This is a genomic window from Roseomonas gilardii, assembly GCF_001941945.1.
GTDB lineage: Bacteria > Pseudomonadota > Alphaproteobacteria > Acetobacterales > Acetobacteraceae > Roseomonas.
The window spans coordinates 48,008-70,875 of the sequence record NZ_CP015584.1 but is presented as its reverse complement, the minus strand read 5'-3'; the positions used below and the strand labels follow the sequence as shown (position 1 = coordinate 70,875).

General features: G+C 70.6%; 17 protein-coding genes. 4 read left to right on the top strand and 13 right to left on the bottom strand.

The window, feature by feature from the left end:
• Positions 1 to 5: 5 nt before the first annotated feature.
• Positions 6 to 779 carry an alpha/beta fold hydrolase gene (locus RGI145_RS19920; RefSeq protein WP_075800293.1) on the bottom strand — a complete coding sequence of 258 codons (774 nt, stop codon included), beginning with the start codon at positions 777 to 779 and terminating at the stop codon, positions 6 to 8.
• A gap of 168 nt (positions 780 to 947) precedes the next feature.
• Between RGI145_RS19920 and RGI145_RS19915 the strand changes: the two genes are divergently transcribed.
• The gene (locus RGI145_RS19915) at positions 948 to 2,822 is read left to right on the top strand and encodes a glycoside hydrolase family 15 protein (protein ID WP_075800292.1); all 1,875 of its coding nucleotides are present in this window, start codon (positions 948 to 950) and stop codon (positions 2,820 to 2,822) included.
• Positions 2,823 to 2,890: 68 nt separating this feature from the next.
• Here RGI145_RS19915 and RGI145_RS19910 read toward each other — a convergent pair whose 3' ends face one another.
• Positions 2,891 to 3,532: an aspartate/glutamate racemase family protein gene (locus RGI145_RS19910; RefSeq protein WP_075800291.1), complete on the bottom strand. Its 642-nt coding sequence runs from the start codon at positions 3,530 to 3,532 to the stop codon at positions 2,891 to 2,893.
• 91 nt (positions 3,533 to 3,623) lie between these two features.
• Positions 3,624 to 4,565 (bottom strand): N-carbamoyl-D-amino-acid hydrolase, encoded by a 942-nt coding sequence (locus tag RGI145_RS19905; RefSeq protein WP_075800290.1) that lies wholly within the window; start codon positions 4,563 to 4,565, stop codon positions 3,624 to 3,626.
• A 118-nt stretch (positions 4,566 to 4,683) separates the two neighbouring features.
• Between RGI145_RS19905 and RGI145_RS19900 the strand changes: the two genes are divergently transcribed.
• Positions 4,684 to 5,586 (top strand): LysR substrate-binding domain-containing protein, encoded by a 903-nt coding sequence (locus tag RGI145_RS19900; RefSeq protein WP_075800289.1) that lies wholly within the window; start codon positions 4,684 to 4,686, stop codon positions 5,584 to 5,586.
• 74 nt (positions 5,587 to 5,660) lie between these two features.
• Here RGI145_RS19900 and rbsK read toward each other — a convergent pair whose 3' ends face one another.
• From rbsK to RGI145_RS24765, 3 genes are all read right to left on the bottom strand, one after another.
• Positions 5,661 to 6,626, bottom strand: a complete 966-nt coding sequence (rbsK, locus tag RGI145_RS19895) for a ribokinase (RefSeq protein ID WP_075800288.1) — start codon at positions 6,624 to 6,626, stop codon at positions 5,661 to 5,663.
• 263 nt (positions 6,627 to 6,889) lie between these two features.
• A complete protein-coding gene (locus RGI145_RS19890) occupies positions 6,890 to 8,272 on the bottom strand; it encodes an aminotransferase family protein (RefSeq protein ID WP_075800287.1) in 1,383 nt (460 codons plus the stop codon).
• 433 nt (positions 8,273 to 8,705) lie between these two features.
• A complete protein-coding gene (locus RGI145_RS24765) occupies positions 8,706 to 12,416 on the bottom strand; it encodes a PAS domain-containing protein (protein ID WP_083671224.1) in 3,711 nt (1,236 codons plus the stop codon).
• A 453-nt stretch (positions 12,417 to 12,869) separates the two neighbouring features.
• On the opposite strand from RGI145_RS24765, the gene RGI145_RS19860 reads away from it, so the two are divergent.
• Complete coding sequence (locus RGI145_RS19860; protein WP_075800286.1) at positions 12,870 to 13,082, top strand: hypothetical protein; 213 nt, start codon at positions 12,870 to 12,872, stop codon at positions 13,080 to 13,082.
• Positions 13,083 to 13,101: 19 nt separating this feature from the next.
• Here the strand turns inward: RGI145_RS19860 and RGI145_RS19855 are convergent, their stop codons facing one another.
• The 4 genes from RGI145_RS19855 to RGI145_RS19840 form a co-directional block, all read right to left on the bottom strand.
• The gene (locus RGI145_RS19855) at positions 13,102 to 14,361 is read right to left on the bottom strand and encodes an arsenic transporter (protein WP_075800285.1); all 1,260 of its coding nucleotides are present in this window, start codon (positions 14,359 to 14,361) and stop codon (positions 13,102 to 13,104) included.
• Between the two features lie 22 nt (positions 14,362 to 14,383).
• Positions 14,384 to 15,724 (bottom strand): MFS transporter, encoded by a 1,341-nt coding sequence (locus RGI145_RS19850; protein ID WP_075800284.1) that lies wholly within the window; start codon positions 15,722 to 15,724, stop codon positions 14,384 to 14,386.
• A 166-nt stretch (positions 15,725 to 15,890) separates the two neighbouring features.
• On the bottom strand, positions 15,891 to 16,934 hold the full coding sequence (locus tag RGI145_RS19845) for a DMT family transporter (RefSeq protein WP_237183334.1): 1,044 nt from the start codon (positions 16,932 to 16,934) through the stop codon (positions 15,891 to 15,893).
• Positions 16,935 to 17,111: 177 nt separating this feature from the next.
• Positions 17,112 to 19,241 carry a cation:proton antiporter gene (locus RGI145_RS19840; protein ID WP_075800283.1) on the bottom strand — a complete coding sequence of 710 codons (2,130 nt, stop codon included), beginning with the start codon at positions 19,239 to 19,241 and terminating at the stop codon, positions 17,112 to 17,114.
• Positions 19,242 to 19,825: 584 nt separating this feature from the next.
• Between RGI145_RS19840 and RGI145_RS19835 the strand changes: the two genes are divergently transcribed.
• On the top strand, positions 19,826 to 20,665 hold the full coding sequence (locus tag RGI145_RS19835; protein ID WP_075800757.1) for an undecaprenyl-diphosphate phosphatase: 840 nt from the start codon (positions 19,826 to 19,828) through the stop codon (positions 20,663 to 20,665).
• 80 nt (positions 20,666 to 20,745) lie between these two features.
• Here the strand turns inward: RGI145_RS19835 and RGI145_RS19830 are convergent, their stop codons facing one another.
• Genes RGI145_RS19830 through RGI145_RS19820 form a run of 3 tightly spaced genes read right to left on the bottom strand, consistent with a single transcriptional unit; the run spans position 20,746 to position 22,804 of the window.
• Positions 20,746 to 21,996 (bottom strand): DegT/DnrJ/EryC1/StrS family aminotransferase, encoded by a 1,251-nt coding sequence (locus RGI145_RS19830; RefSeq protein WP_237183333.1) that lies wholly within the window; start codon positions 21,994 to 21,996, stop codon positions 20,746 to 20,748.
• A complete protein-coding gene (locus tag RGI145_RS19825; protein WP_075800281.1) occupies positions 21,993 to 22,454 on the bottom strand; it encodes a DMT family transporter in 462 nt (153 codons plus the stop codon). Before RGI145_RS19825 ends, RGI145_RS19830 begins: the two co-directional genes overlap by 4 nt.
• On the bottom strand, positions 22,454 to 22,804 hold the full coding sequence (locus RGI145_RS19820) for a hypothetical protein (protein ID WP_075800280.1): 351 nt from the start codon (positions 22,802 to 22,804) through the stop codon (positions 22,454 to 22,456). Before RGI145_RS19820 ends, RGI145_RS19825 begins: the two co-directional genes overlap by 1 nt.
• Positions 22,805 to 22,868: the final 64 nt, after the last annotated feature.

Below are 22,868 nucleotides of genomic sequence, written 5' to 3'. Positions count from 1 at the left end.
GGCGCCTATCGCACGCAGCCGGCCAGGAAGTCCCGCATCAGGGCCGCGACCCGCTCCGGCCCTTCCAGCGGCAGGAGGTGCCGGAGGCCCGACAGGGTCTCCACCCGTGATGCGGGAAAGTGCGGCGCCATGAGCCGCCGCTGCGCGGCCGGACCCAGATCCGCGTCCTCGCCACCGGCCAGGATCAGCGCCGGACAGGAGAGGATGCCGACGCGCCGGCCCCAATCCTCCCGGCTGCCGGATTCGAGCCAGTGGCGCCAGGCGGCGGGGTTGGCGCGCAGCACGTCCTCGATCGCCAGGCGGCGTGACTCGGGCGGCAGCGTGACGACATTGCTGTCGATGAAGCGGGCCGCCTGGGCCTGCCGCTCTTCTGACGGGCCCTGGAACCATCCGAGCATCTCGGCGCGCCGGGTTTCCGCCATGGGTTCCGGCGAAGGGGGCGAACCCGCCATCAGGACGAGACCGGCCAATCCCTCCAGCCCGGGCTCCCCGTCGAACGCCCTCCGCGCCAGCACCGCCGCCAGCTTGGCCCCCATGCTGTGCCCTGCCAGGACCCACCGGGCGGGGGGCTGGGCGGCGATGACCCCGGCGAGGTGATCCGCCATCCCGGCGACGGAGTAGCCCGGCTGCGACGCCGCCGCGCCGAAGCCCGGCAGATCGAGGGCCAGCGGCCGGACCCCTTCCCCCAGCTGTTGCGTCACCGCGTGCCATTCCCGGGCGCTGCCGCCGAGGAAATGCAGCAGGACGAGGCGGATCGCGCCTGTATCCTCTCGGTCCATGGGCGAGGCGGCGGAAAGAGGGCTGGGAGGGTCTGGTTCCATGCAGGGCAACTGGGGGCGCATCGCGCGGCATCAAGCGGCAGCCAGGCGCCTGGTCCCGGGCCTTTCCGGCAGGGGTCGGGCCGCCGCGGCGGTTGCGCTTTCCGCTTTGCTCCCCACAGAAAGGCGATGCCGCAAGAAAAACTCCGAACCACCATTCCCGACCCGGCGGAAAGCCCGCCCGAGGGTGCGGGCTTTCCCATCCAGGATTATGCCGCGCTGGGCGACGGGCGTTCCGTGGCGCTGATCACGCCGGACGGGGCGGTGGGCTGGTGGTGCGTGCCGAACATGGACTCCCCGCCCCTCTTCGACCGGCTCCTCGATGCCGGGCAGGGTGGCTATTTCCAGATCCGCCCCGAGGGCGCCTTCGAGGTCGAGCGGCGCTACCGCCCGGACAGCAACATCCTGGAGACGCTGATCGCCACGCCGGACGGGCGTGCGCGCGTGACGGAATCCCTGAATAGCAGCCTAGCCGGGCGCCTGCCCTGGAGCGAGCTGGCCCGTCGCATCGAGGGCCTCGATGGCACGGTGCGCTTCCGCATCAGGGCGATCTTCGGCACGCGCGGCGATACGGCCTCGCCCTGGCTCCAGCCCAATCCGAACGGCTGCGTCTTCCATGTCGGGCCGCTTCTCGGGATGATGCGCTGCACGCCGAACATCCGCATCCTGGAGGAGGAGGACCGCAGCATCACCGCTACGGTGACGCTGTCCGAAGGCGAGCGCGCGACCGTCGCCATTCTGGCCGCCGAGGACGAGCCGCTGGGCGTGCTGCCGATCGAGGAGATCGATGCGCGGATCGATACCAGCGACGAGGCCTGGCGCAGCTGGGCGGGGGACCTGCGCTATGACGGACCGCACCGGGAGGCGGTCAGACGCAGCGCCCTGGCTCTCAAGCTGCTGCTCTATTCACCCTCCGGCGCCATCGCTGCGGCCGCCACGGCCGCGCTGCCGGAACGGATCGGCGGCGACAAGAACTACGACTACCGCTATGCCTGGATCCGCGATGCCGCCTACACGGTGAATGCCTTCCTGCGCATCGGCGCCATGGCGGAAAGCAAGGCCGCCTTCACCTGGCTGATGCAGCGGCTGGGCGAGCACGGTCCCCGGGTGCTCTATACGCTCTGCGGCGACAAGGCGCCGGAGGCGAGGGTGATCGAGGCACTGCCGGGCTATCGCGGCTCCGGCCCCGTGGTGATCGGCAATGCCGCCGCGCACCAGCATCAGCACGGCGTCTATGGCGACATCTTCGAGACGGCGGCGCTTTTCGTCGGCGGTGGCCATATCATCGACCAGCGCAGCGCCCGCGTGCTGTCCGGGCTGGCGGATGAATGCGCCGATCGCTGGCGGCAGAAGGATTCCGGCATCTGGGAGCTGGAGGAGCCGCAGCACTACACCATGTCCAAGATCAGCGCCTGGCAGGCCCTCGCCCGAGCGGTGGAGCTGGCGGAAGCCGGGCACCTGCCCTCCACCTGCGTGCCGCGATGGCAGCGTGAGCGGGACCGGATCGCGGCATGGATCGACGCGCATTGCTGGTCCGAGAAGCGACGCGCTTATACCTTCTTCCCCGGCACCGAAAGGCTGGACGCCTCGCTGACCCTGGCCGTGCGCTTCGGCTTCGACGGGCGGGAGCGACTGTCCTCCACGCTGGACGCGATCCGGGCGGAGCTCGGCCGTGGCGCGCTGCTCTACCGCTATTCGGGTGCCGAACAGGAAGAGGGAGCCTTCCTGGCGTGCTCCTTCTGGATGGCCGAGGCCCTGGCCATGCTGGGCCGCGACGCGGAGGCCGAGGCGGTCTTCACCGGCACGCTCGATGCTGTCGCCCCCGGGGTCGGCATCATGAGCGAGATGGTGGACCCCCTGACCGGCGACCATCTCGGCAACACGCCGCAAGGGCTGAGCCACCTTGCGTTGATCCACGCCGCCTGCACGCTTCAAGGCGACCGGAAGCGGCCTTTTGGGAGCACGGAGGGCGGCGCGGGCCCACCGGGGACGGCGCGGGGCTGAGTGAGACGGCAGTCTCCGGCGCCGTCCGGGCGTTCCTGAATCCGGCGCACCCGTTTCCCGTTCCAAGGCTATGGCAGGGTAGCGAGCAGGGCCTGGGCGACGGCCGCCTGGCAGGGTTCGATCACCGGCAGGCCCAGCGCATCCTCCAGGAAGCGCCGGTGCCCGGCCATGCCGGCGCAGCCGAGGATCACGCTGTCCGCCCCCCGCGCCTTCAGCGCCTGCCCGAGTTCGAGCAGGCGGGGCCGGGGTCCTTCCGTGCCCGTCAGGACCTCCATGGGCAGGTTCAGCGGCAGGCTCGCGACGCAGCGCGCCTCCAGGCCCATGGCCTGCAACACGCGGCGCTGACGCTGCACGCTCGCCTCGACGAAGGCGACGATGCCGAAACGCTCGCCCCGCGCCACCGCGGCGGCGATGCCGGAACGCAGCGCGCCGAGGACCGGCCGCGGGGTCACGCTGCGGAGCAGGTCGATGGCCGGGTCGGAGACGCAGGCGATGACATAGGCCTCGGCCGGCTCCGCCTCCACGAGACGGCAGAGCGGCTCGGCCACTGCGTGCCAGTCGCTCCAGGTCGCGATGGCTGGCGGCCCCTCCGGCAGGCCGGTCACCTCCAGCCGCGGACCATGCGCCAGGACCAGGGATTGCACCGCATCCCGGATCGTGTCGGTGCAGCTCGCGGAACTGTTCGGGTTGACCACCAGGATACGGGACATGCCGGGAGCCTCTCCTGCGGAACGGGCCGTTCGCCTTCAAAGGCCGCAGGTGCCGCGAGGCGATCCTCCGGCCCCGTGTAAGTCGAGCGGATCAGTCGGGAGTGATGGCGCCGCCCTGCTCGGTGATGCGGCGGTAGTGCTCGGGGCGGCGATGGGCGGCGAAGTTGAACATCTTCTCCTTGCCCTGGCGGCAGGCGTCGAGGTCGCAGTCGGCCACCACCACCTCGTCGCCCAGGGTTTTCGCCTGCGCCACGATCACTCCGTTCGGATCGACGATCACCGAGCTGCCGATCAGCCCCGAACCGTCCTCGTTGCCCGCCTTGGCCACGCTCACCGCCCAGGTCGCGTTCATGTAGGCATTGGCCTGCGCCGCCAGGTTGGAGTGGAAGGTGCGGATCTCCTCGTTCTCGGTGCTGCCGCCATTCGGGTCATAGGCGGCGGAGTTGTAGCCGATCAGCATCAATTCCATGCCCTGCAGCCCATAGGCACGCCAGGCTTCCGGCCAGCGGCGGTCGTTGCAGATCAGCATGCCCATCACCGGCCTGCCCCAGGCCTTCGGACCCCGGAAGGCCTCGAAACCCTGGTCGCCGTATTCGAAGTAACGCTTCTCCAACTGCTGGAAGCGGTCGCCCGGGCGTGGCTCGACCGAGCCGGGGAGATGCACCTTGCGATACCTGGCCAGGATGCTCCCGTCCGGCCCGGTGGTGATGGCGCTGTTGAAGCGCTGCCCCTCCGGCGTGCGCTCGGCATAGCCGACATAGAAGCCCACCCCGAGCGCCTTCGCGCGGTCGAAGAGCGGCTGCACCTGCGGGTTGGGCATGGCGCTCTCGTAGTACTGGTCAAGCTCCGCCCCCTCCAGCAGCCAACGGGGGAAGAAGGTGGTGAAGGCCAGTTCGGGGAAGACCACGAGCTGCGCCCCCTGGCCCGCCGCCTGTTCCAGCAGCGCGATCAGGCGGGCCAGCACCGCCTCCCGGCTGTCCGCGCGCTGGGTGGGTCCCATCTGGGCGGCGGCGAGGCGGAGGGTGCGGGACATGCAGGGAAACCTTATCTGGCCGGAACTGACCCGATCATGCGGAGCGATGCGGGGCATCGCAAGGATAGATTCTATGGAATAATCGCTAGAATTATAGAGTTCCTTTATAGTTTGCCTCATGCTTACGCTGCGCCAACTCGAAATCCTCCGCGCCATGGTTCGCTTCCAGACCACCATGGCCACGGCACGGCACCTGAGCCTGTCGCAGCCCGCGGTCAGCACCGCCATTCGCCAGATCGAGATGCAACTCGGCTTTCCACTCTTCGAGCGCGTCAACAACCGCCTCCATCCGCTGGAAGCGGCGAGCATCGTGCAGGAGGAGGCGGAGCCCCTGCTCGCTTTGCATGCGGCGCTGACGGAGCGCCTCCAGGACCTGCGCGAGGCCAAGACCAGCCGGCTGCGCATCCTCTCGACACCGCCCCTGGGACAGGGCGTGGTGCCACGGGTGCTGGGCGGCTTCGCCCGGCGCCATCCGAAGCTGAAGATCCATTTCGACATCCGCGACCTGAACGACGTCGTCCGCGCCGTGGAGAGCGGGGCCGCCGATCTCGGCATCGGGCTCGGCCTGGGGCCTCAGGCCACGCTGGAGGTGGAGGTTCTGGCCGAAGCGCGGATGGTCGCCATCTGCCCGCCGGGCCATGCGCTCGCCGGGCTTGCCGTGGTGACACCCGGGGATCTGGGCGCGCACAGCCTGGTCGCGCTGGATGCCGATACGCGCATGGGGGCCGCCGTCCGCCATGCCTTCCAGTCGGCGCGGCAGCCCTTCCTGTTCCGGGCGGAGGTCCGCACCTGCAGCACCGCCTGCGCCCTGGTCGGGACCGGCACGGGCGTTTCGGTGGTGGACCCGTTTTCCGCGGCGCCGCTGCCGGCCGGAACGCTGGAGATCCGTCCCTTCGAGCCGGCCATCCCTGCCACCGCCTGGGCCTTCTGGTCGAACCGCAAGCCGCTCTCGCCGCTGGGCCGCCGCTTCATCGGCGAGATGCGCCTCGCCCTGGTGCAGGAGCCGGTCCCGAAGCCTTAGGCGCCTCCCGTCCAGTGCCGGGACAGGCTCTTCACGCCAATCGGTGAGGTCGCGCTGCCCGAAACGGATGCCGGTTACGGCAGGCTGGCGCGGAAGGCTTCGAACCTCTCGGCATCCGCGAAGGCCTTCTGCGTGCCCGGCCGCGTGATGGAATCCGCGGCATAGGCGGCGCCCCAGGCCATGGCGGCCTCGATGTCATGCGAGCGGACGTAATGCTGCGCGAAGGCCCCGATGAAGGCGTCGCCGGCACCGCTGGTGTCGCGTGGCCGGACCGTCACGGGCGGCACATGCCGCACCGCCTCCGCCGTCACCAGCAATGCCCCCTCGGCGCCGAGCGTGACGATCACCGTGCGGACCCCCTTCTCCACCAGCACCCGCGCCGCCCGCTCCGCCTCTTCGCGCGTACCGGTGGGCAGGCCGGTCATGATGGCCAGTTCGGTCTGGTTCGGCACCAGGAAGGTGGCGGCGAGGACCCGTCCGACATCCAGTTCCGGCGTCGCCGGCGCCGGGTTCAGCAGAACCTCGATCCCCTCCCGCGCCGCCCATGCGATGGTGTGGTAGACCGTCTCCAGCGGGATCTCGAGCTGCAGCAGGATCAGGCCGCAGGAGCGCAGTTCCGCCGCCGCTGCCTCGACATCGGAGGGCAGCAGGTGCTCGTTGGCGCCCTTGACGATCAGGATGCGGTTCTCGCCGGAGGGTTCGACGAAGATCGGTGCCACGCCACTCTGCGTGCCCGGCACGGCGCGGACATGGCGCGCGTCGATGCCCGCTTCCTGGAAGTTGCGGATCGTGCCTTCGCCGAAGAGATCGTCGCCGACGCGGCTGACAAGCATCACCTCGGCCCCCAGCCGGGCGGCCGCCACGGCCTGGTTGGCGCCCTTGCCGCCATGGCCCATGGAGAAGGAGGGCGCCGCCAGGGTTTCCCCGGCCTCGGGCATGCGCTCGATATAGGTCACGAGATCGACCATGTTGCTGCCCACCACGCCGATACGGCTTCCGGCCGCCGGGCGCCCGGAATCCCGCTTGCTGCTTTCGACCATGGTTTCCTCTTCCCTTGTCTCTCTTGTCGGTGGCTGGTTGGCGGCGCCGGTTCCACCGGTTCCCGGGGCAGCCGGACCGGATACGCCAGGCGCCGGCATCTGCCGGGGGCGCGGCGCCGACGGTCTCACGGGGAGCGGCACGCAGCGCGGCGAGCCTGGCGGACGGAACGCCGGAGCGGCTTCCGTTCGCTTCAACCGTTCCGGCTTGCTGCTTCCTGAGCGTCTTTACCCGGTCAGGCGATCCCGCCTGACCGGGGTCCGCTCTAGGCAGCCACGGCGGTCAGCGCCTGGTCGATCGCGTCGGTGATGCGATCGATGTCCTTCTCCGTCGCGATCAGGGCGGGGCTGAGGGTCAGGGTGTTGTTCAGTCCCGGCAGGGAGCGGTTGGTGGCGCCGATGATGACGCCGGCCTCCATGCACTTCGCCACCACGGCCTGGACCTTCGCCTCGGCCAGCGGCTCCTTTGTCTTCCGGTCCGCCACCAGCTCCGCGCCGTAGAACAGGCCGCAGCCGCGCACATCGCCGATCACCGCATGGCGTTCCATCAGGGCCAGCAGGTTGTCGCGCAGGCGCTGGCCCATGCTGGTGGTGTTCTCCAGCAGGCCCTCATCCTCGATGATCCGCATGTTCTCCAGTGCCGCCGCAGGGCCGGCGAGGCAGCCGCCGAAGGTGGAAATGTCGCGGAAATAGCTCATCGGGTCGGCGGCGTTGTCCTTGAAGAGGTCGAAGACCGCCTCGGTCGTCACCGTGCAGGAGATCGCCGCGTAGCCCGAGGCCAGGCCCTTCGCCATGGTCACGAAATCCGGCTGCACGCCATACTGCTGATAGCCGAACCAGACCCCCGTCCGGCCCAGGCCGCAGACCACCTCGTCGATGTGCAGGAGGATGTTGTACTTGCGGCAGATCTCCTGCACGCGCGGCCAGTAGCTCGCCGGCGGGGTGATGACGCCGCCGCCCGCGGTGATGGGTTCCAGGCAGATGGCGCCGATCGTGTCCGGCCCCTCGCGCAGGATGACCTCCTCGATCGCGTTGGCGGCAGCGATGCCGTAATCCTCGGCATCCGGGTACTGGCTGCGGTATTCCAGGCAGTGCGGCACCTCCACGAAGCCCTCGGGGAAGGGGCCGTAATCGGCATTGCGCTGTGGCTGGCCGCAGGCGGCCAGGGCGCCAAAGGTGGTGCCGTGGTAGTCGCGCTCGCGGTAGAGGATCTTCCACTTCCGGCCGCCGTGATGGCGCGCGGCGATCTGGCGCACCATCTTGAAGACCTTCTCGTTCGCCTCGGAACCGGAGTTCGAGTAGTAGACGCGGCTCAGGCCCGGCATCTTCTCGATCAGCCGCTTCGCGAAGGCCGCGCCCGGCGCGCTGCCCTTGGCGCCGGCGAAGTAGTTCAGCTTCACCAGTTGGTCGCGCACCACATCGGCGATGGACTCACGGCCATAGCCGACATTGACCGTCCAGACCCCGCCGGAGGTGGCGTCCAGGTACTCCTTGCCCTTGGCATCCCACACGCGCATGCCGCGGCCCTCGACCATCAGCTGCGGATCGACGGTCTCGTAGGCCTTGTGCTGGGAGAGGTGGTGCCAGACATGGGCGCGGTCGGCCTCGATCAGCCCGGCGATGTCGTTGGTCTTCGGAACGTAGTTCATGATCAGCCCTTCGCTGGATCGTCCGGACCGGACATGCGCCGTACGATCAGATGCCCCGCCATCATGCCCCCGCGCGGTGCGCTCCCGGCCAGCGCGGGCGAACACCATTGCCCTGCCCGGCTGCCACGGAACCCAGGAAGGCCGCACGGCATACCCCCTGGGGCAAGGTGCGACAGCCCATGGCCCGGTGGAACACCCGGCCGCGATGCCAGGAACATACTGGAATGACGGCACCGGGGAGCGTAACGCGATGCGGCACCAGGCCTCAAGCCCCGGGGGCGGCGGGGGATGCGGAATGCCGCTTACCGCACCAATGGATGGATGCCGGCGCCCGGCTGCACAGGCCCTCGCGCGGGCGGTCCCGCCACCGACTCCGGTTGCCGGGAGCGGACCGGAGCGCCGGTCCACTATCCGTTGTCGTGGCGGGAGCGGCCTATCCCGCGGCGATCAGTTCCCTGATGCGGTTGGCCAGGGCATCCATGGCGAAGGGCTTGGTCAGGACATGCATGCCCGGCTCCAGGTGCCCATCGCCCACCACGGCGTTCTCGGCATAGCCGGTGATGAACAGCACCTTCAGCGCCGGCCGCCCGACCCGGGCCGCATCGGCCATCTGCCGCCCGTTCATGCCGCCCGGCAGCCCGACATCGGTCACCAGCAGGTCGATGCGGGTGTCGGATTGCAGCACCCGGAGGCCCGAGGCACCGTCGCCCGCCTCGATGGCAGCGTAGCCCTGCTCCTCCAGCACCTCCATCACCAGCATCCGCACGGTGGGATCGTCGTCCACCACCAGGACCGTCTCCCCGCACTCGGCCCGGGGTGCCTCCACCGGCACGGGCATGGCCTCGGCCGCCTCGGCCTCGCCCTGGTGCCGCGGCAGGTACAGGCACACCGTCGTGCCCCGCCCGACCTCCGAATAAATGCGCGTCTGCCCGCCCGACTGCCGGGCGAAGCCATAGATCATCGAAAGGCCCAGCCCCGTGCCCTGCCCCAACGGCTTGGTGGTGAAGAACGGATCGAAGGCCTTGGCGATCACGTCCGGCGGCATGCCCGTGCCCGTGTCGGAGACGCAGAGCGAGATGTACTGGCCGGGCGCGATGTCGCGTTCGCGGGCGGTGCGCTCGTCGATCCAGCGATTGGCTGTCTCGATGGTCAGCCGGCCGCCATGGGGCATGGCATCCCGCGCGTTGATGCACAGGTTCAGCAGCGCGTTCTCCAGCTGGTTGGGATCGACCAGCGTCGGCCACAGCCCGGCTGCCCCGACCACCTCCAGCTCGACCGAGGGACCGACGGTGCGGCGGACCAGCTCCTCCATCCCCGCTACCAGGCGGTTCGCGTCGGTCGGCTTGGGGTCGAGGGTCTGGCGGCGCGAGAAGGCCAGGAGGCGATGGGTCAGGGCGGCAGCGCGCCTGGCCGCCCCCTGGGCGGCGCCGACATAGCGCTCGACATCCTTGTAACGCCCCTGGGCGATGCGCGTGCCCAGCAGTTCCAGCGAGCCGATGATGCCGGTCAGCAGATTGTTGAAGTCATGGGCGATGCCACCCGTGAGTTGACCGACGGCTTCCATCTTCTGGCTCTGGCGCAGTTGCTCCTCCGCGAGCAGCAGGTCGGCCGTGCGCTCGGCGATGCGCTGTTCCAGCGTCTCGGTCAGGGCGCGGAGCTCGGCGGTGGCGCGGTCGCGCTCGGCCTCCAGGGCGCGCCGCTCCTGTACGTCGACCAGCACGCCGGGAAAGCTCAGGGGCGTACCATCGGGCGCATGATCGACGCGGCCGTTCGCCTCGATCCAGTAGTACTTCCCGTCGGTGCGCCGCACCCGGTACTGGTGAGCATAGGCACCGCCGCGGGCGACGACCTCGCTGATGGCGGCGATGAGGCCAGCCTTATCGTCGGGATGGACATTCGCGACCACCTGTTCAAGGCTGAGGCCGACGCGTCCGAGCGCGGGATCGAGGCCGAAGCTGCGGGCGAAGGCCTCGTCCACCGTGAAGCGGTCGGTCGGCAGGTCCCAGAACCAGGTGCCCACGATGGCCCCGGCCGCGAGCGCGAGCTGGACGCGCTGGATGTTCTCCCGCGCCAGTGCCTCGCTGGCACGCAGGGCAGCCTCCGCCTCCCGCCGCGCCGTCACGTCGCGGAACAGCACCGACACCTGCCGCCGGCTCGCTGGCTCGATCCGGGCGGCCGAGACGTCGATATGGCGCCCTGCCGCAGCGAAATAGCGCTCGAAGCGGATCGGCTGGCCGGTGCGGAGCACCTCGCCGTAGAGCTCGACCCAGCCATCCGCCTCATCGGACGCGAAGCCGCGGATCGTCTTGCCGACGATGTCCGGGATGCCGGTATGCCGCTCATAGCCGGGATTGGCCTCGACATGGACGTAGTCGCTCAACGGTCCGTGCGGCCCGTCGAAGAACTCGATGATGCAGAAGCCGTCGTCCATCGAGTTGAACAGGGTGCGGTAACGGGTCTCCCTTTCGCGCAGGGCCTCCTCGGCCTTCTTGCGGTCGGTGATGTCGAGCACGGTTCCGATCAGCCGCACCGGCCGGCCATCCTCGAAATGCGTCTCGCCCTGGGCCGAGACCCAGCGCTCGATCCCGTCCTGCAGCCCGACGGTGCGATATTCGGCGGCGAAACGGCCCGACCCCGCCGGGTCCAGGGACTGCCGCACCGCCGCGTCCGCCCGCGTCCTGTCCTCCGGATGCAGCCCTGCCAGGAAGGTGCCCTCGTAGCTCACCGGAACCCCGGGCGGCAGGCCGAACAGCGCGCGGCAGCGGTCGTCCCAGGTCAGCTCCTCCGTCTGCACCCAATAGTCGAAGGTGCCGATCCGGGCCCCCGCCGTGGCCAGCCGCAGCCGGTTCTCCCGGTCCCGCAGGGCGGCATCGGCCCGGCGGCGCTCGCTCAGGTCGAGCAGGGCGCCGATCATGCGGATTGGACGTCCCGCCGCATCGCGGATGACGTAGCCGCGGTCCAGCACATCCGCGTAGCTGCCATCGGCCCGGCGGAAACGGTACTCCTCCGTCCAGCCCGTGCCGGCTCCGGCGATCACCGCATGGATGCTGTGGTCCACCCGCGCCCGGTCCTCGGGATGGATCTGGGCGATCCACCAGTCGCCGGTCGGCTCCACCTGCCCAGGGGTCCAGCCATAGGCATCTTCCAGCGCCTCGTTCCAGAGCACGCTGTTGTCCGTGAGGCTCCAGTCCCAGATCGCGTCGCGGGTCGCCCGCTGCGCCAGTCGGAAGCGCTCGTTGACCGCTTCCAGCGCTTGGCCCGCGAAGTGCTGCTCGGTCCGGTCCCGCAGCAGCTTGAGGTAGCCGGTATGGGCTCCCCGCTCGTCCCGCAGCGGCATCGTCTCGCCGGAAGCCCAGAAGCGGGAGCCATCCTTGCGCCGGTGCCAGCGTTCGTCGGCGGCCCGGCCGTTCCGGGCCGCCCGCTCCATCTCGACTTCCGGGAGGCCGGCCGCCCGATCCTCCGGCACGAAGATCACATCCGCCGGCCGGCCGAGAATCTCGGCCTCCGTCCAGCCCAGGATGTTCGCCGCCCCGGCGTTCCAGCCGCTGACCCGGCCCGCCAGATCCGTGCTGATGATGGCGAAGTCGTTGGCGCTGTCCAGGACCTGCCGCCGCAGCGCCTCGGACCGGGCCTGCCGCGCCAGGCTCAGCCGCAGGGTGAGCTGGCTCATCACCTGCCGGGCCAGCGTCTTCAGAACGAAGCGCTGCCGGGCCGTCAGGCCCTCCGGCCGGGGCTTCGTGTCGAGGACGCACAGCGTGCCCAGGGGTAGCCCGTCCGGAGTCTGCAGCAGCTCGCCCGCGTAGAACCGCAGCCCGGACCCCGCATTGACCAGCGGGTTGCAGCTGAAGCGGGGGTCCTCCAGCAGGTCCGGGACGATCAGCTCGCCGCGCTGGAGCAGCATCCGGGAGCAGATCGAATCGTCGAGCGGCATCTCCCGCACGCCGAGGCCAACCTCGGCCTTGAACCACTGCCTGCTCTCCGCGATCAGGTTCACCGCGGCCATGGGTGCTTCGAGCAACTCGGCGGCCAGACGGACGAGGTCGTCGAAATCCTGCTCCGGCGGCGTGTCGAGAATGGCGTAGCTGTCCAGGGCCGCGAGCCGTTCGGCCTCGGTCCAGGGCCGCTTCTCGTTCTGGTCGGTCACGGCGATCGGGACTCCACCGGCGCCTTATCCACCGGGCGGCTGGCCTGTCCGGAGGGTCGAGCGGACCGGCCATCGCCGATGGCCCTGGCCCGGACGACCACGCAGGCTGTCCGGCGTCCCCCCGATGCCCTCCACCCCCCGGTGAAGGGCGCAGCTCGGGCGCAGGCAGGGCTACGGGGAGATCTGGAAGGCATGAAGGCCGCCTATACCAATGGTACGACCGGGATGAAATCCTCCTGCCGGGAACGCCATGATACCTGCCGCGAGTTGCAGGAGTTTCTGCCATGACACGATCGGTCAGCTCCGCCTCTCCCGGCGGTCGCACCGATCCCGTCCCGTTCGCGACCGTAACCGGCCCCGCGCCCGGCACATGAGGGATGGAGCCCCGGGGGATCTTGTGAACCACCCCATGGGACGGCAGTAATCCATGCTCCGTGTTTCCGAGGTTCCTTCATGCGTTGGCTCTATCCGCTGATCCTGTGCTCGCTCGCGGGATGCTCCGATGGCTTCCGCACGGCGAGCACCCCGGCCAGTCCGGGCGACAGGGCGGCCTTCTGCGCGGAACAGGCCCGGCAGACAGAGGCGAACTACGCGGCGAAGGACCAGTTCGACGCCTTCGTCGCCGGCGCCCAGGCGCACCGGGATTGCCTCAGCGCGGGACGCTGAAGGCCGGCTCCCCCGCGCCCTAGAAGGGCCGGTGAATCAGCGCCGCGAGGGAGAGCAGCAGCGCCGGCGGCATGACCAGGGCGCCGAGCTTGAGGAAGCTCCAGGCGCTGACGTCCTGGCCCTCGCGGCGGATCGCGACAAGCCAGAGCAGCGTCGCAAGCGAGCCAGTGACGGACAGGTTGGGGCCGAGGTCCACTCCGATCAGGATGGCTCCCACGGTGTCCGGCGGCGAACCGGCCGCCTGCACCACCGCGCCGGCCAGCAGGCCCATCGGCAGGTTGTTGACGAGATTGGATAGCAGGGCAACGCCGGCCCCGGCCCCCCAGGCTTCCAGCTCCGCCGAGGCGACGCGCCCGAACTGGCCGGCCAGTTCGCCGACGGTGCCCGCCGCCTCCAGCCCCTGGACCAGGACGAAGAGGCCCGCGACCAGCAGCAGCACGCTCCAGGAGACCCCGGCCAGGATCGCTCCGGGCCGCTGTCGCGCCACGAGCATCACCAGCAGCGCGGTGCCGAGCCCGGCCAGGAAGGTCGGCAGGCCCAGATCCCACCCGCCCGCCGAGGCCGTCAGCATCGCGGCCACGGTCGCAACGATGCCGATGCCCGCCACGACGCCCTCCCGCGGCAGGGGTGTGACCGGAACCTCCTGCGCGATCGGCGCCGCCAGCCGGTGCCGCTGGGTCGCGCGCAGCACCAGGAAGGTCGCGGCGATGGACAGGATGGATGGCAGCGTGAAAAGGCGAAGCCATTCCGGCAGGGACGGCATCGCGGCGCCATAGACCACGAGGTTCGCCGGGTTGGAGATGGGCAACACGAAGGACGCCGCGTTGGCGACAAGGGCGCAGGCGAAGAGGTAGGGCATGGGATCGGCACGCGCGACGCGGGCCGCGGCATAGACGGCGGGCGTCAGCACCACGGCGGTTGCGTCGTTGCTCAGGAACACCGTGACCAGCACGCCGACGGCATAGACCAGCCCGAAGAGACGGCGCGCGGAGCCACGCGCCATCCGCACCGCGAGGCGGGCCAGCCAGTCGAAGAGATGGCCGCGCCGTCCGACCTCGGCCAGCAGCATCATGCCGATCAGGAACAGGTAGACATCCGTGCCGCGCCGTATCCCGGTCCAGGCCTCCCGCCAGGGCAACAGGCCGAGGGCGACCAGGAGAACGGCCCCGGCGACGGCCCAGACCGCTTCCGGCCAGCGGAAGGGCCGGATGATGACACCGGCCGTCGCCAGGCCCGCGACCAGCCAGATCGCCGCCGGAGCGGCCAGCACGCTCGTCATTCCGGCATCCGCCACCCGTGTCCTATGCCACCGGGAGCGGGGCGCCCCGGCCGTCGCGGGGCTCCAGCGGGTCGGAGCGGGCCGCGTTCCCACGTGTCTCCGGCATCAGGAAGAGATAGCCCAGGAAGCCCGCCGCCGCGATGGCACCCAGGGAAAGGAAAGCCGCCGCGTAGCCGAAGCCGACGATGATGCCACCGGCCAGGCTGGCGCTTGCCGCGGCCCCCAGGCCCTGGGCCGTGGCGATGGCGCCCTGGCTGACATTGAAGCGCCCGGTGCCGCGCGTCAGATCCGCCACGACCACCGGAAAGAGCGCGCCGAAGATGCCCGCTCCGACCCCGTCGAGGAGCTGTACCCCCAGCAGCCAGTAGGGGCTGTCCGAGAAGGTGTAGAGCAGCCCGCGCAAGGCCAGCACGCCGAAGGCGACGAGGAAGAGGGGCTTGCGGCCCCAGGCATCCGCCTTCGCGCCCGCCAGCATGGCGACCGGCACCATCACGCATTGCGCCGCCACGATGCAGCCCGCGATCAGCGAGGTGGCGTAGTCCTGTCCCACCACCCTGGTCAGCAACTGCCCGACCGAGGGGAGCATGGCGGCATTCGCCAGATGGAAGCAGGCCATCAGCGCCGCGAAGACGAGAAGTGGCCGGCATGCCAGCAGGACGCGCCAGCCGGACGGTTCCTCGCCATCCGGCCGGCCGGCGGTGCCCCCGTGTTCAGGTCCGTGTTCAGGTCCTTGCTCCAGACCGCGTGCCAGGTCGTCGTCGATCGCCCGGGCGGGGATCAGCAGCATGGCGCCGATGCTGAGTACCGCGAGCCCGGCCATGATCCAGAACACGACCACCGGGCCGAAGTACACGGCGCTTGCCGCCGCGAGCGCCGCCGAGACGGCGTTGCCCGCATGGTTGAAGGCCTCGTTCCGTCCGATTCGGCGAGAGAAGGCCTTCGGCCCCACGACGCCCAGGGTGATGGCCGCCAGGGCCGGCGGGAAGATCGCCCCCGCGATGCCGGCCAGGGACTGCGTCGCGGCCACGGCATGGAAGCTGGTGATGAAGGGTAGCGCGAGACAGCTCAGCGTCACGGCCAGGGCTGCGGCAATGACGATGGCGCGCTTGTGCCGGCTGCGGTCGATCAGCGCCCCGGCGGGTGTCTGGGCCAGCAGGCCGGCCACGCCCGCGATGGTGATGACGAGGCCGATGGTGGCCTCGTTCCAGCCATGCTCCGGCCCCCGCACAGCGAGGAGATAGATCGCCAGGTAGGGACCCAGACCGTCCCGGACATCGGCCAGGAAGAAGTTCAGCCCGTCCAGCCCGTAGCGGATGCGCGGGGGCGTGCCGCTGGGAGGCGGCGGGTCGGCGGCAGGGGCCATGCGGTCGGCATCCTCGGACGGGCCCTGGCCAAACGCCGCAGGGCCTTTCCGGGTTGGCGGGGGCATCCTGGCCCAATGGGTTTTGCCCGGGCCGGACCGTCATCCGCAGCCGGACAGGTTCCGCGAAGCCAGGCGAACGGCCCCGGAAGGCCCGGGCCACCGGCCTTCAGCCGGCCTCCCCCCGCCGTTCCCGTGCCCGCAGCCTTTCGCGATGCGCGGTGTAGAGGCCGCTCGCGATGATCACGCCCGAGCCCAGGAGCATGGCCTGCCCCGGAAAGGCACCGAAGACGGCATAGCCGACGAGCGCGGAGGTGACGATCTGGCCATAGGAGAAGGGAGCCAGCACCGAGGCGGGCGCCTGGCGGTAGGCCTGCACCACGAGCATCTGCCCCGCCGAGCCCAGCACGCCATGCAGCAGGCCGAGGCCGAACTCCCAGCCCGTCGGCGTGCGGAAGTCGAAGGGCAGGAAGAGGGTCAGCGCCACGAAGCCCGTGCAGGCCGTCCAGAACATGGTCGTGGCGGGATGGTCGGCCACGCCGATGCGGCGGGTGATCACCACTCCGCCCGCCCAGGCGGCGGCGGTGAGCAGCGGCAGGACGGCCGCCCACTGAAAGGTGCCGCCGCCGGGCTGCACCACGATCAGCACGCCGGTGAAGCCCACCAGCAGCGCGATCCACCGGCGAAACCCGACCACCTCCCCCAGCACCGGGATGGACAGCAGGGTGATGAAGGTCGGCGCCACGTAGTTGATGGCGGTGGCCTCGGCGAGCGGAAGGTAGCCAAGGCCGATCACGAAGAGGACGGAGGAGGTGAGGATGCAGAGCCCGCGCAGCAGCTGCAGCCCGGGCCGCCGCGCGTGCAGGCCGCGGAAGCGGTTCCGGCCCAGCAGCACGAGCGTCATCGCCACGAAGACGAGATAGCGGATCCAGACGATCTCGCCGGCCGGCAAGGTGGTGCGAAGCAGCTTGGAGACGGCATCGGAGCAGGAGAAGAGGGTGACCGCGCAGAGCAGCAGCAGGATGCCGCCGAGCACGTTGTCCTGTGGCGCCGGAATGGCCGGGACACTGCCGCGCGGGGCGGTGGCCGGGGCGATATCCGGAGGGATCGGCGCCGCCGTGGCAGATCGTTTCGCGGGCTCCGCCGCCAGGTCCCCGTCCGGTGTGGCCGCGTCATCCGGTGCGGCCGTGGGGAGGGGTCTCGGTCCAGTCATGGTGCTCGCTGCGGTCCGGGTTCGGGAAAAGGGGAAGCTGTCCTGCCGGACATGGCCACAGGATGGGCGGGTGGGGCAAGGCGTGGGGGCATCGTTCCGGACGGCCCTGATCGTAACCCGGGGCCGTTGTCCTCGCCGCTCCGCTCGCCTGCCACCCATGCCGCCGATCCGCCGCTCTCAGGGCGCGGTATCTGGCGCCCCGTCCTGCGGGCGTTCCTGGCCGCCGCGGCGGTGCGGCGGCCGTGTCAGGGCGATGCGCCAGGAGGCGCGCATGGTGCGCTGGATCCGGTCCGCGACCTCCGGCGAGATCAGGCTTTCATCCCGTATGCGGTCGATCACCCTGGCTCCGTCGCGCAGGCCCTGGAGAAGCAGCAGCCGCTTCTCCAGCGTCGCGGTGATCTCGGGAAAGCGGGCCCGCATCTGGTCCACGGCCTGGTCGAGCCGCTCGATCCGCCCCGCGAGGACGCTGTCCAGCAGCACGGTCATGCGGCCGCTCAACAGCGGGCCGATGGAGGCCTGATTGTAGCGGCGGAGTTGCTCCAGCACCGCGCGCCGGCAGAGCAGGAGCTCGAACCGGTCGGAAAGCGCATTCTCCAGCGGGCGGCGGAGGCCAAGATGCCGGTCGAGCCATTCCAGGATCGGCATGGTCCAATCCGATTCCAGAATCCTCTGCGCGGCGCGGTTGTAGCCCAGGCGCCCGTCCCGGCGCGCGGCATCGATCATGTCGCCGGTGTTGCGCATCATGGTATCGAGGTTGCGTATGGAGATGACACCGCTGCCGAACAGCGGGATCAGGCTGCGCTCGCGCGTGGCCAGCGTGACCAGGCCGATGATCAGGCGGTCGCGCTCGGGCAGGGCCAGGTCGAAATCCTCCTGCGCCAGTCCGGCCTCCATGCCGGTGCGGTATTCCGACGCCGCCTGACGGGCGATTTCCTCCGGCAGGTGGAAGGTCCTGGCGGTCTCGGCCATGCGCCCCAGGACCTCCGTCGTCGCCAGGTGCACCGCCTGCCACTGAAGGGCCTGGTTCTGCGGGGAAAGGCGGTCGAGGCCCAGCACGCGGATGGCCCAGCGCAGAGTGGTGCCATTCACCAGCAGGCTGAAGAGTACGAAGGCGGTGGCGAAGCGGGCGACGAAGAGCCGCTGGTCTGGCGGCAGGACGGGATTCTCCGCCAGGCCCAGCGCCAGCACGACCGTCACTGCCCCGCGCAGGCCGCCCCAGGCGATCACCAGCTTGTAGGCCGTGCTCACCGGTGCCCCGAGGCGCAGCCAGCCCAGCAGCGGCAGCAGGCCGAAGAGCACCGCCAGCCGCGCCCCCAGGGCCGCCACGACGAGGACGAGAAGCAGCAGCAGGTCGTGCACCTCCATCCCACCCAGCAGATGGCGGGCTTGCAGCGTGGCGAGCAGAAAGATCATCGCCCCGGCCAGCATGGCGATCTGTTCCCAGATGAGCTGCAGATGTGTCCAGTTCCGGGGCGAAAGCCGCGTGCGGCCCAGCGCGTTGATCACCAGGCCCGCCGCCACGACGGCCACGACCCCGGAGACCCCGATCCCCCGGTCGGCCAGCAGATAGAGGGGATAGGGCAGCGCCAAAGTGAGAGCAGCCTCCGCCAGGGCGAGGCCGCCGAGGGCGGGGAGCAGCGCCGCGGTGATCCGGCCGGCGACGATGCCGCAGATCGCCCCGCCCCCCAGGGAGAGAGCCAGTTCCCGCAGCCCGGCGATGGGCGAGGCCTCCGCCGCGTCGCCGCTCAACATCGCCAGCAGGACGCCCATGATGGCGATGGCGGCCGCATCGTTGAGCAGGCTTTCCCCGGAGACCAGGCGCATGAGCCGCCCCGGCGCCCCGACCTCGCGGAACACGGCGATGACGGCGGCGGGATCGGTGGTGGCGATGATCGCGCCAAGCAGCAGGCAGACCGTCAGCCCCTGCGCCGTGACCGCCGCCATGGCGAAGCCGGTGACCGCCGTGGCCACGAAGACCGCCACCACGGCCAGCAGCAGGATCGGCCCCAGGTCCGGCAGCATCTCGCGGAACTCGATGGACAGCGCGGACTGGAACAGGAGCGGCGGCAGGAAGACCCAGAGATAGGCTTCCGCCGGCAAGCTGGGGCTGACGAGCAGCGACAGGCCCTCCCGCACCGGGCCGGGCAGCATGGCCGCCGCGAGGGGAAGCAGGCTGCCCAGGGCGATGCCAGCCAGCGAAAGGACCGTGGCCTCCGGCAGGTTCGTGCGGGCCGCCATGACCTGCACCAGGACGATCACCGCCAGGAGGCCGCTGCCCAGGGAAAGGATCGTCGCGATGAGATTCACGGGCGGAGGTCCGGCAGGAAGCAACGGCAACGCGCCCGGCTGGGGCACCGGCCCTGGCCTATCAGCCGGGCCGGCACCTGGGAAGCGGCGTTCCGGCCGCCCGGACCGGCGCGCGTCCCGGCCATGCGGCAAGGTCGCCGCCGGAGACCTCCGCGGCTTTCCGGCAATCGGCGGACGGAATGTGGGCCCGGCCCCTGCTTCATTGGGAAAAGCACATTACCCGGCGAGGGCGTGGCAATGTGCTCGCCCCCATGGTGCGGGCCCTTCCTGGCCGCAGAGGCGCCGACGATGTCCCGTTCAAACCCCGATACGGGCGTCACGGCCGCGCGCCGCCACAGGGACGGGAGGCTGGACCCCGCGCCGGACTGAGGCAGGCGCCACCCGCCGCCCCGGAGGGACGGGGCGCCTTTCCGGGGCCCGCAGCCCTGGCGGCAGCGGCAACGTCGGCGCGTCATCCGTCGGCCGGCATGTGCCGGCCTCGAAGCCCTCCACCCCCTGCCCTCCCGGCCTCACATCAACGCCGGCATCCGGACCTGCCCCGCACCCGGCGGGCCCGAATGGCGGACAGCAGGAGCAAGCCCTTCTTGACCACTCTCCAGGCCATCCTCATCGCGATCCTGCAAGGCGCGACGGAACTGTTCCCCGTCAGCAGCCTCGGCCATGCCGTTCTGCTTCCGGCCCTGCTGCACTGGAACCTGGACCAGCGCGCCCCGGAATTCCTGCCCTTCCTGGTCATGCTGCATGTCGGCACCGCGCTGGCGCTGCTGCTCTACTTCTGGCGCGACTGGCTGGCCCTCCTCCGGGGCGTTCTGGGAACGGGGCAGGCCGTCGAGGTGCAGGACAACCGGCGCCTGCTCCTGCTCATCGTCATCGCGACCATTCCCGCCGTGATCGTCGGCTTCGCGCTGGAGCACTGGCTGCGGGGCCTGTTCGGTTCCCCGGTGGCCGCCGCGGTCTTCCTGGCGGTGAATGGCCTGTTGCTGCTGTTCGGCGAAAGGCTGCGCGGACGGGCCACCGCGCCGCGTTCCATGTCCTCGCTCACACCGATGGACGCCCTGGTGGTGGGGGTGTGGCAGTGTGGGGCCCTGATCCCCGGCATCTCCCGCAGCGGCGCCACCATCGTCGGCGGCCTGCTGCGCGGCATCTCCCATGAAGGCGCCGCCCGGTTCAGCTTCCTGATCGCCACGCCAATCATTCTGGGCGCAACCGTGCTGGAAGTGCCGAAGCTGCTGCACGCGGCCATCCCGCCCGGCACCTTCGGCCTCTCGGTCCTGGCGGCCGCCGTCGCGGGTGTCACCGCTTGGCTCAGCACGGCCTTCCTGATGCGCTACTTCCGCGAGCACGAGGCCTGGGCGCTGAATCCCTTCGCCTATTACTGCCTGCTCGCGGGGGTTGGCAGCCTGGCCTGGCTGCTCCTCGCCTGAACGCCGACCGGGGGAGATGGAGCGGAACGTCCCTGCGGCCGTTTTCCCCCGGCCTCGTGGCGCCATGACAGAAACGGGCGTCAGGCGAGGCCGGGTTGCAGCACGTCCCGCAGCACCAAGAGGATGCGATCCTGCTCCTCGGGACGCAGGAAGAGGCTGTTGCCGATGCTGAGGCTACGCGCCCCGAAGTCGCGCGCCTGCGGACAGGAGTGGTCCGGGACGATGCCACGGAGATAGGCGTAGTCCGGCAGGGCGCGCGCGAAGAGGCGGCTGACGCCCAGCCCCTCTCCCCAGAGCCGGGAAAGCACGGCCTCGGCATCCCGGGCACGGTCGAACACCAGCACCAGGACGGGCCAGGTGCCCTGTTCCCCCGGGCGATCCCTGAGCACGCGCAGGCCGGGCACTGCGGCGAGACGTGCGGCGAAGCCCTGCCCCTGCTTTCGGGTTGCCTCCAGGAAGCCCGGCAGCCGCGTCAGGGCACGACGCCCCACCGCTTGGCGCCAGGACCCGACGCGGTGCAGCGGCACCTCCAGCGGAAAGCGGTCGCCGAGCGCCGTTTCCGCGTCGCCGGCACGCAGCGCTCGGCGCAGGCCCCGGCCATAGGCCAGGGTCAGGCCCAGCGGGTTGTAGAGCAGCCCGTAGCCGAGCAATTCCAGGCTCCGCCGCGCCTCCATCCATCGGCCGGGGCGCAGCATGGCATCGGCGGCGTCCCGCAACCCCTGGCGCAGCGCCGGATCGCGGCTGACCAGCACGCCGCCTTCGTAGAGCGTCAGACCCTTGCCGGCAGCCAGACTGTAGAAACCGATATGCCCCCGGAGCCCGACCGGCACGCCCCCTGCCCGCGCACCCAGCGCCTGGGCGGCGTCCTCGATCACCCAGGCGCCGCACCCCTCGGCCAGAGCCAGCACCGTGTCCAGGACCGCCACCCGTCCGGCAAGATGGGTGGGCAGCATCGCCAACAGCCTGTCGTCGCAGAGCGGCGCGAGGCTGTCCGGGTCCAGCTCCGCCGTGCCGGGGAGCGTGTCGCAGGGGCAGACCTCCAGCCCCAGGGCATGGATGGCGATAGCCACCAGCGGGCAGGTGAAGCCCGGCACTGCCACGCGTCGCCGGCTGCTCCGCGCCATCAGGCAGCGCAGCGCCACCATCAGCGCCGCGGTGCCGGAGCAGGTGAGCAGAACCTCCTCCACGCCGAGGAAATCCGCCAGCGCCGCCTCCAGCCCGTCCGCCCCGCCGCCCGGGAGCAGATCGCGCCAGAGGAGTGGCAGGCCAGCGGTCGGCGGCAATTCGCGCCAGCGGGAACGCCGCGGCACCCCGGGAGCGGCGGGACTCACCCCGGGAAGGTGCCGGGAAGCGGCGCCCCGGCTGGCACGCCGCCCCGCTGCGGCGCAGATGGGAGGGCAGCCGGGACCTCGGCTCCGGGCTCCTCTGTCTCGCTCAGGGCCAGGCAGACGATCCCGGCCAGGATCGCCGCACCGCCCAGGAGCTGCGCCCAGCCCAGATGCTCGCCGAAAAGCGGCACGGCAAGCACCATCACGAGCAGCACCTCCAGATGCGAGGCGGCGAAGGCAGGGCCGATCGGCGCGTGCCGGAGCAGGGCCATCCAGGTGAAGAAGGCACCGAGATAGCCGCACAGCGCGACATAGACCCACGGCTGTGCCAGGACCCGGCCCAGCCAGGCGAGGTCGGCCGTCACCGGCAATGCGCCGTTGGCGGCGTATTTGAAGCTGATCTGCGCCAGCGCGTCGAAGGAGAGCAGCAGCAGGAAGCCCAACAGGTAGAAGCGCCGCATCAGCCGATCCCCACCACGGCCACCCCGAAGGCGACGAGCAGGATGCCCGCCACGCGCAGCCGGGTCAGCGCCTCGCCGAACAGGAAGCGACCAGCGATCATGATGGCGATGATGTTCACCGAACCCAGCAGTACCCCATCCGACAGCGGCACCAGGGACAGGAAGGCGAGCCAGACCACGAATTCGGCCACGTAGCAGCCGAGGCCGAACCACAGCCAGGGCCGCGCCGCCATCGCCCGCCAGCGCGCCATGCCCTCGCCGCCGGTGCGGGCGGCCGCCTTGAAGGCCAGTTGCCCGCCCGTGTCGAGCAGGATGTTGAGCATCCAGAACGTCAGGATCATCGTGGACATGGGAACTCCGTGCCGGCTGCGCGGCGCGCCATGCCACGGGCGGCGAGGCGTCGCCGCACCGCCA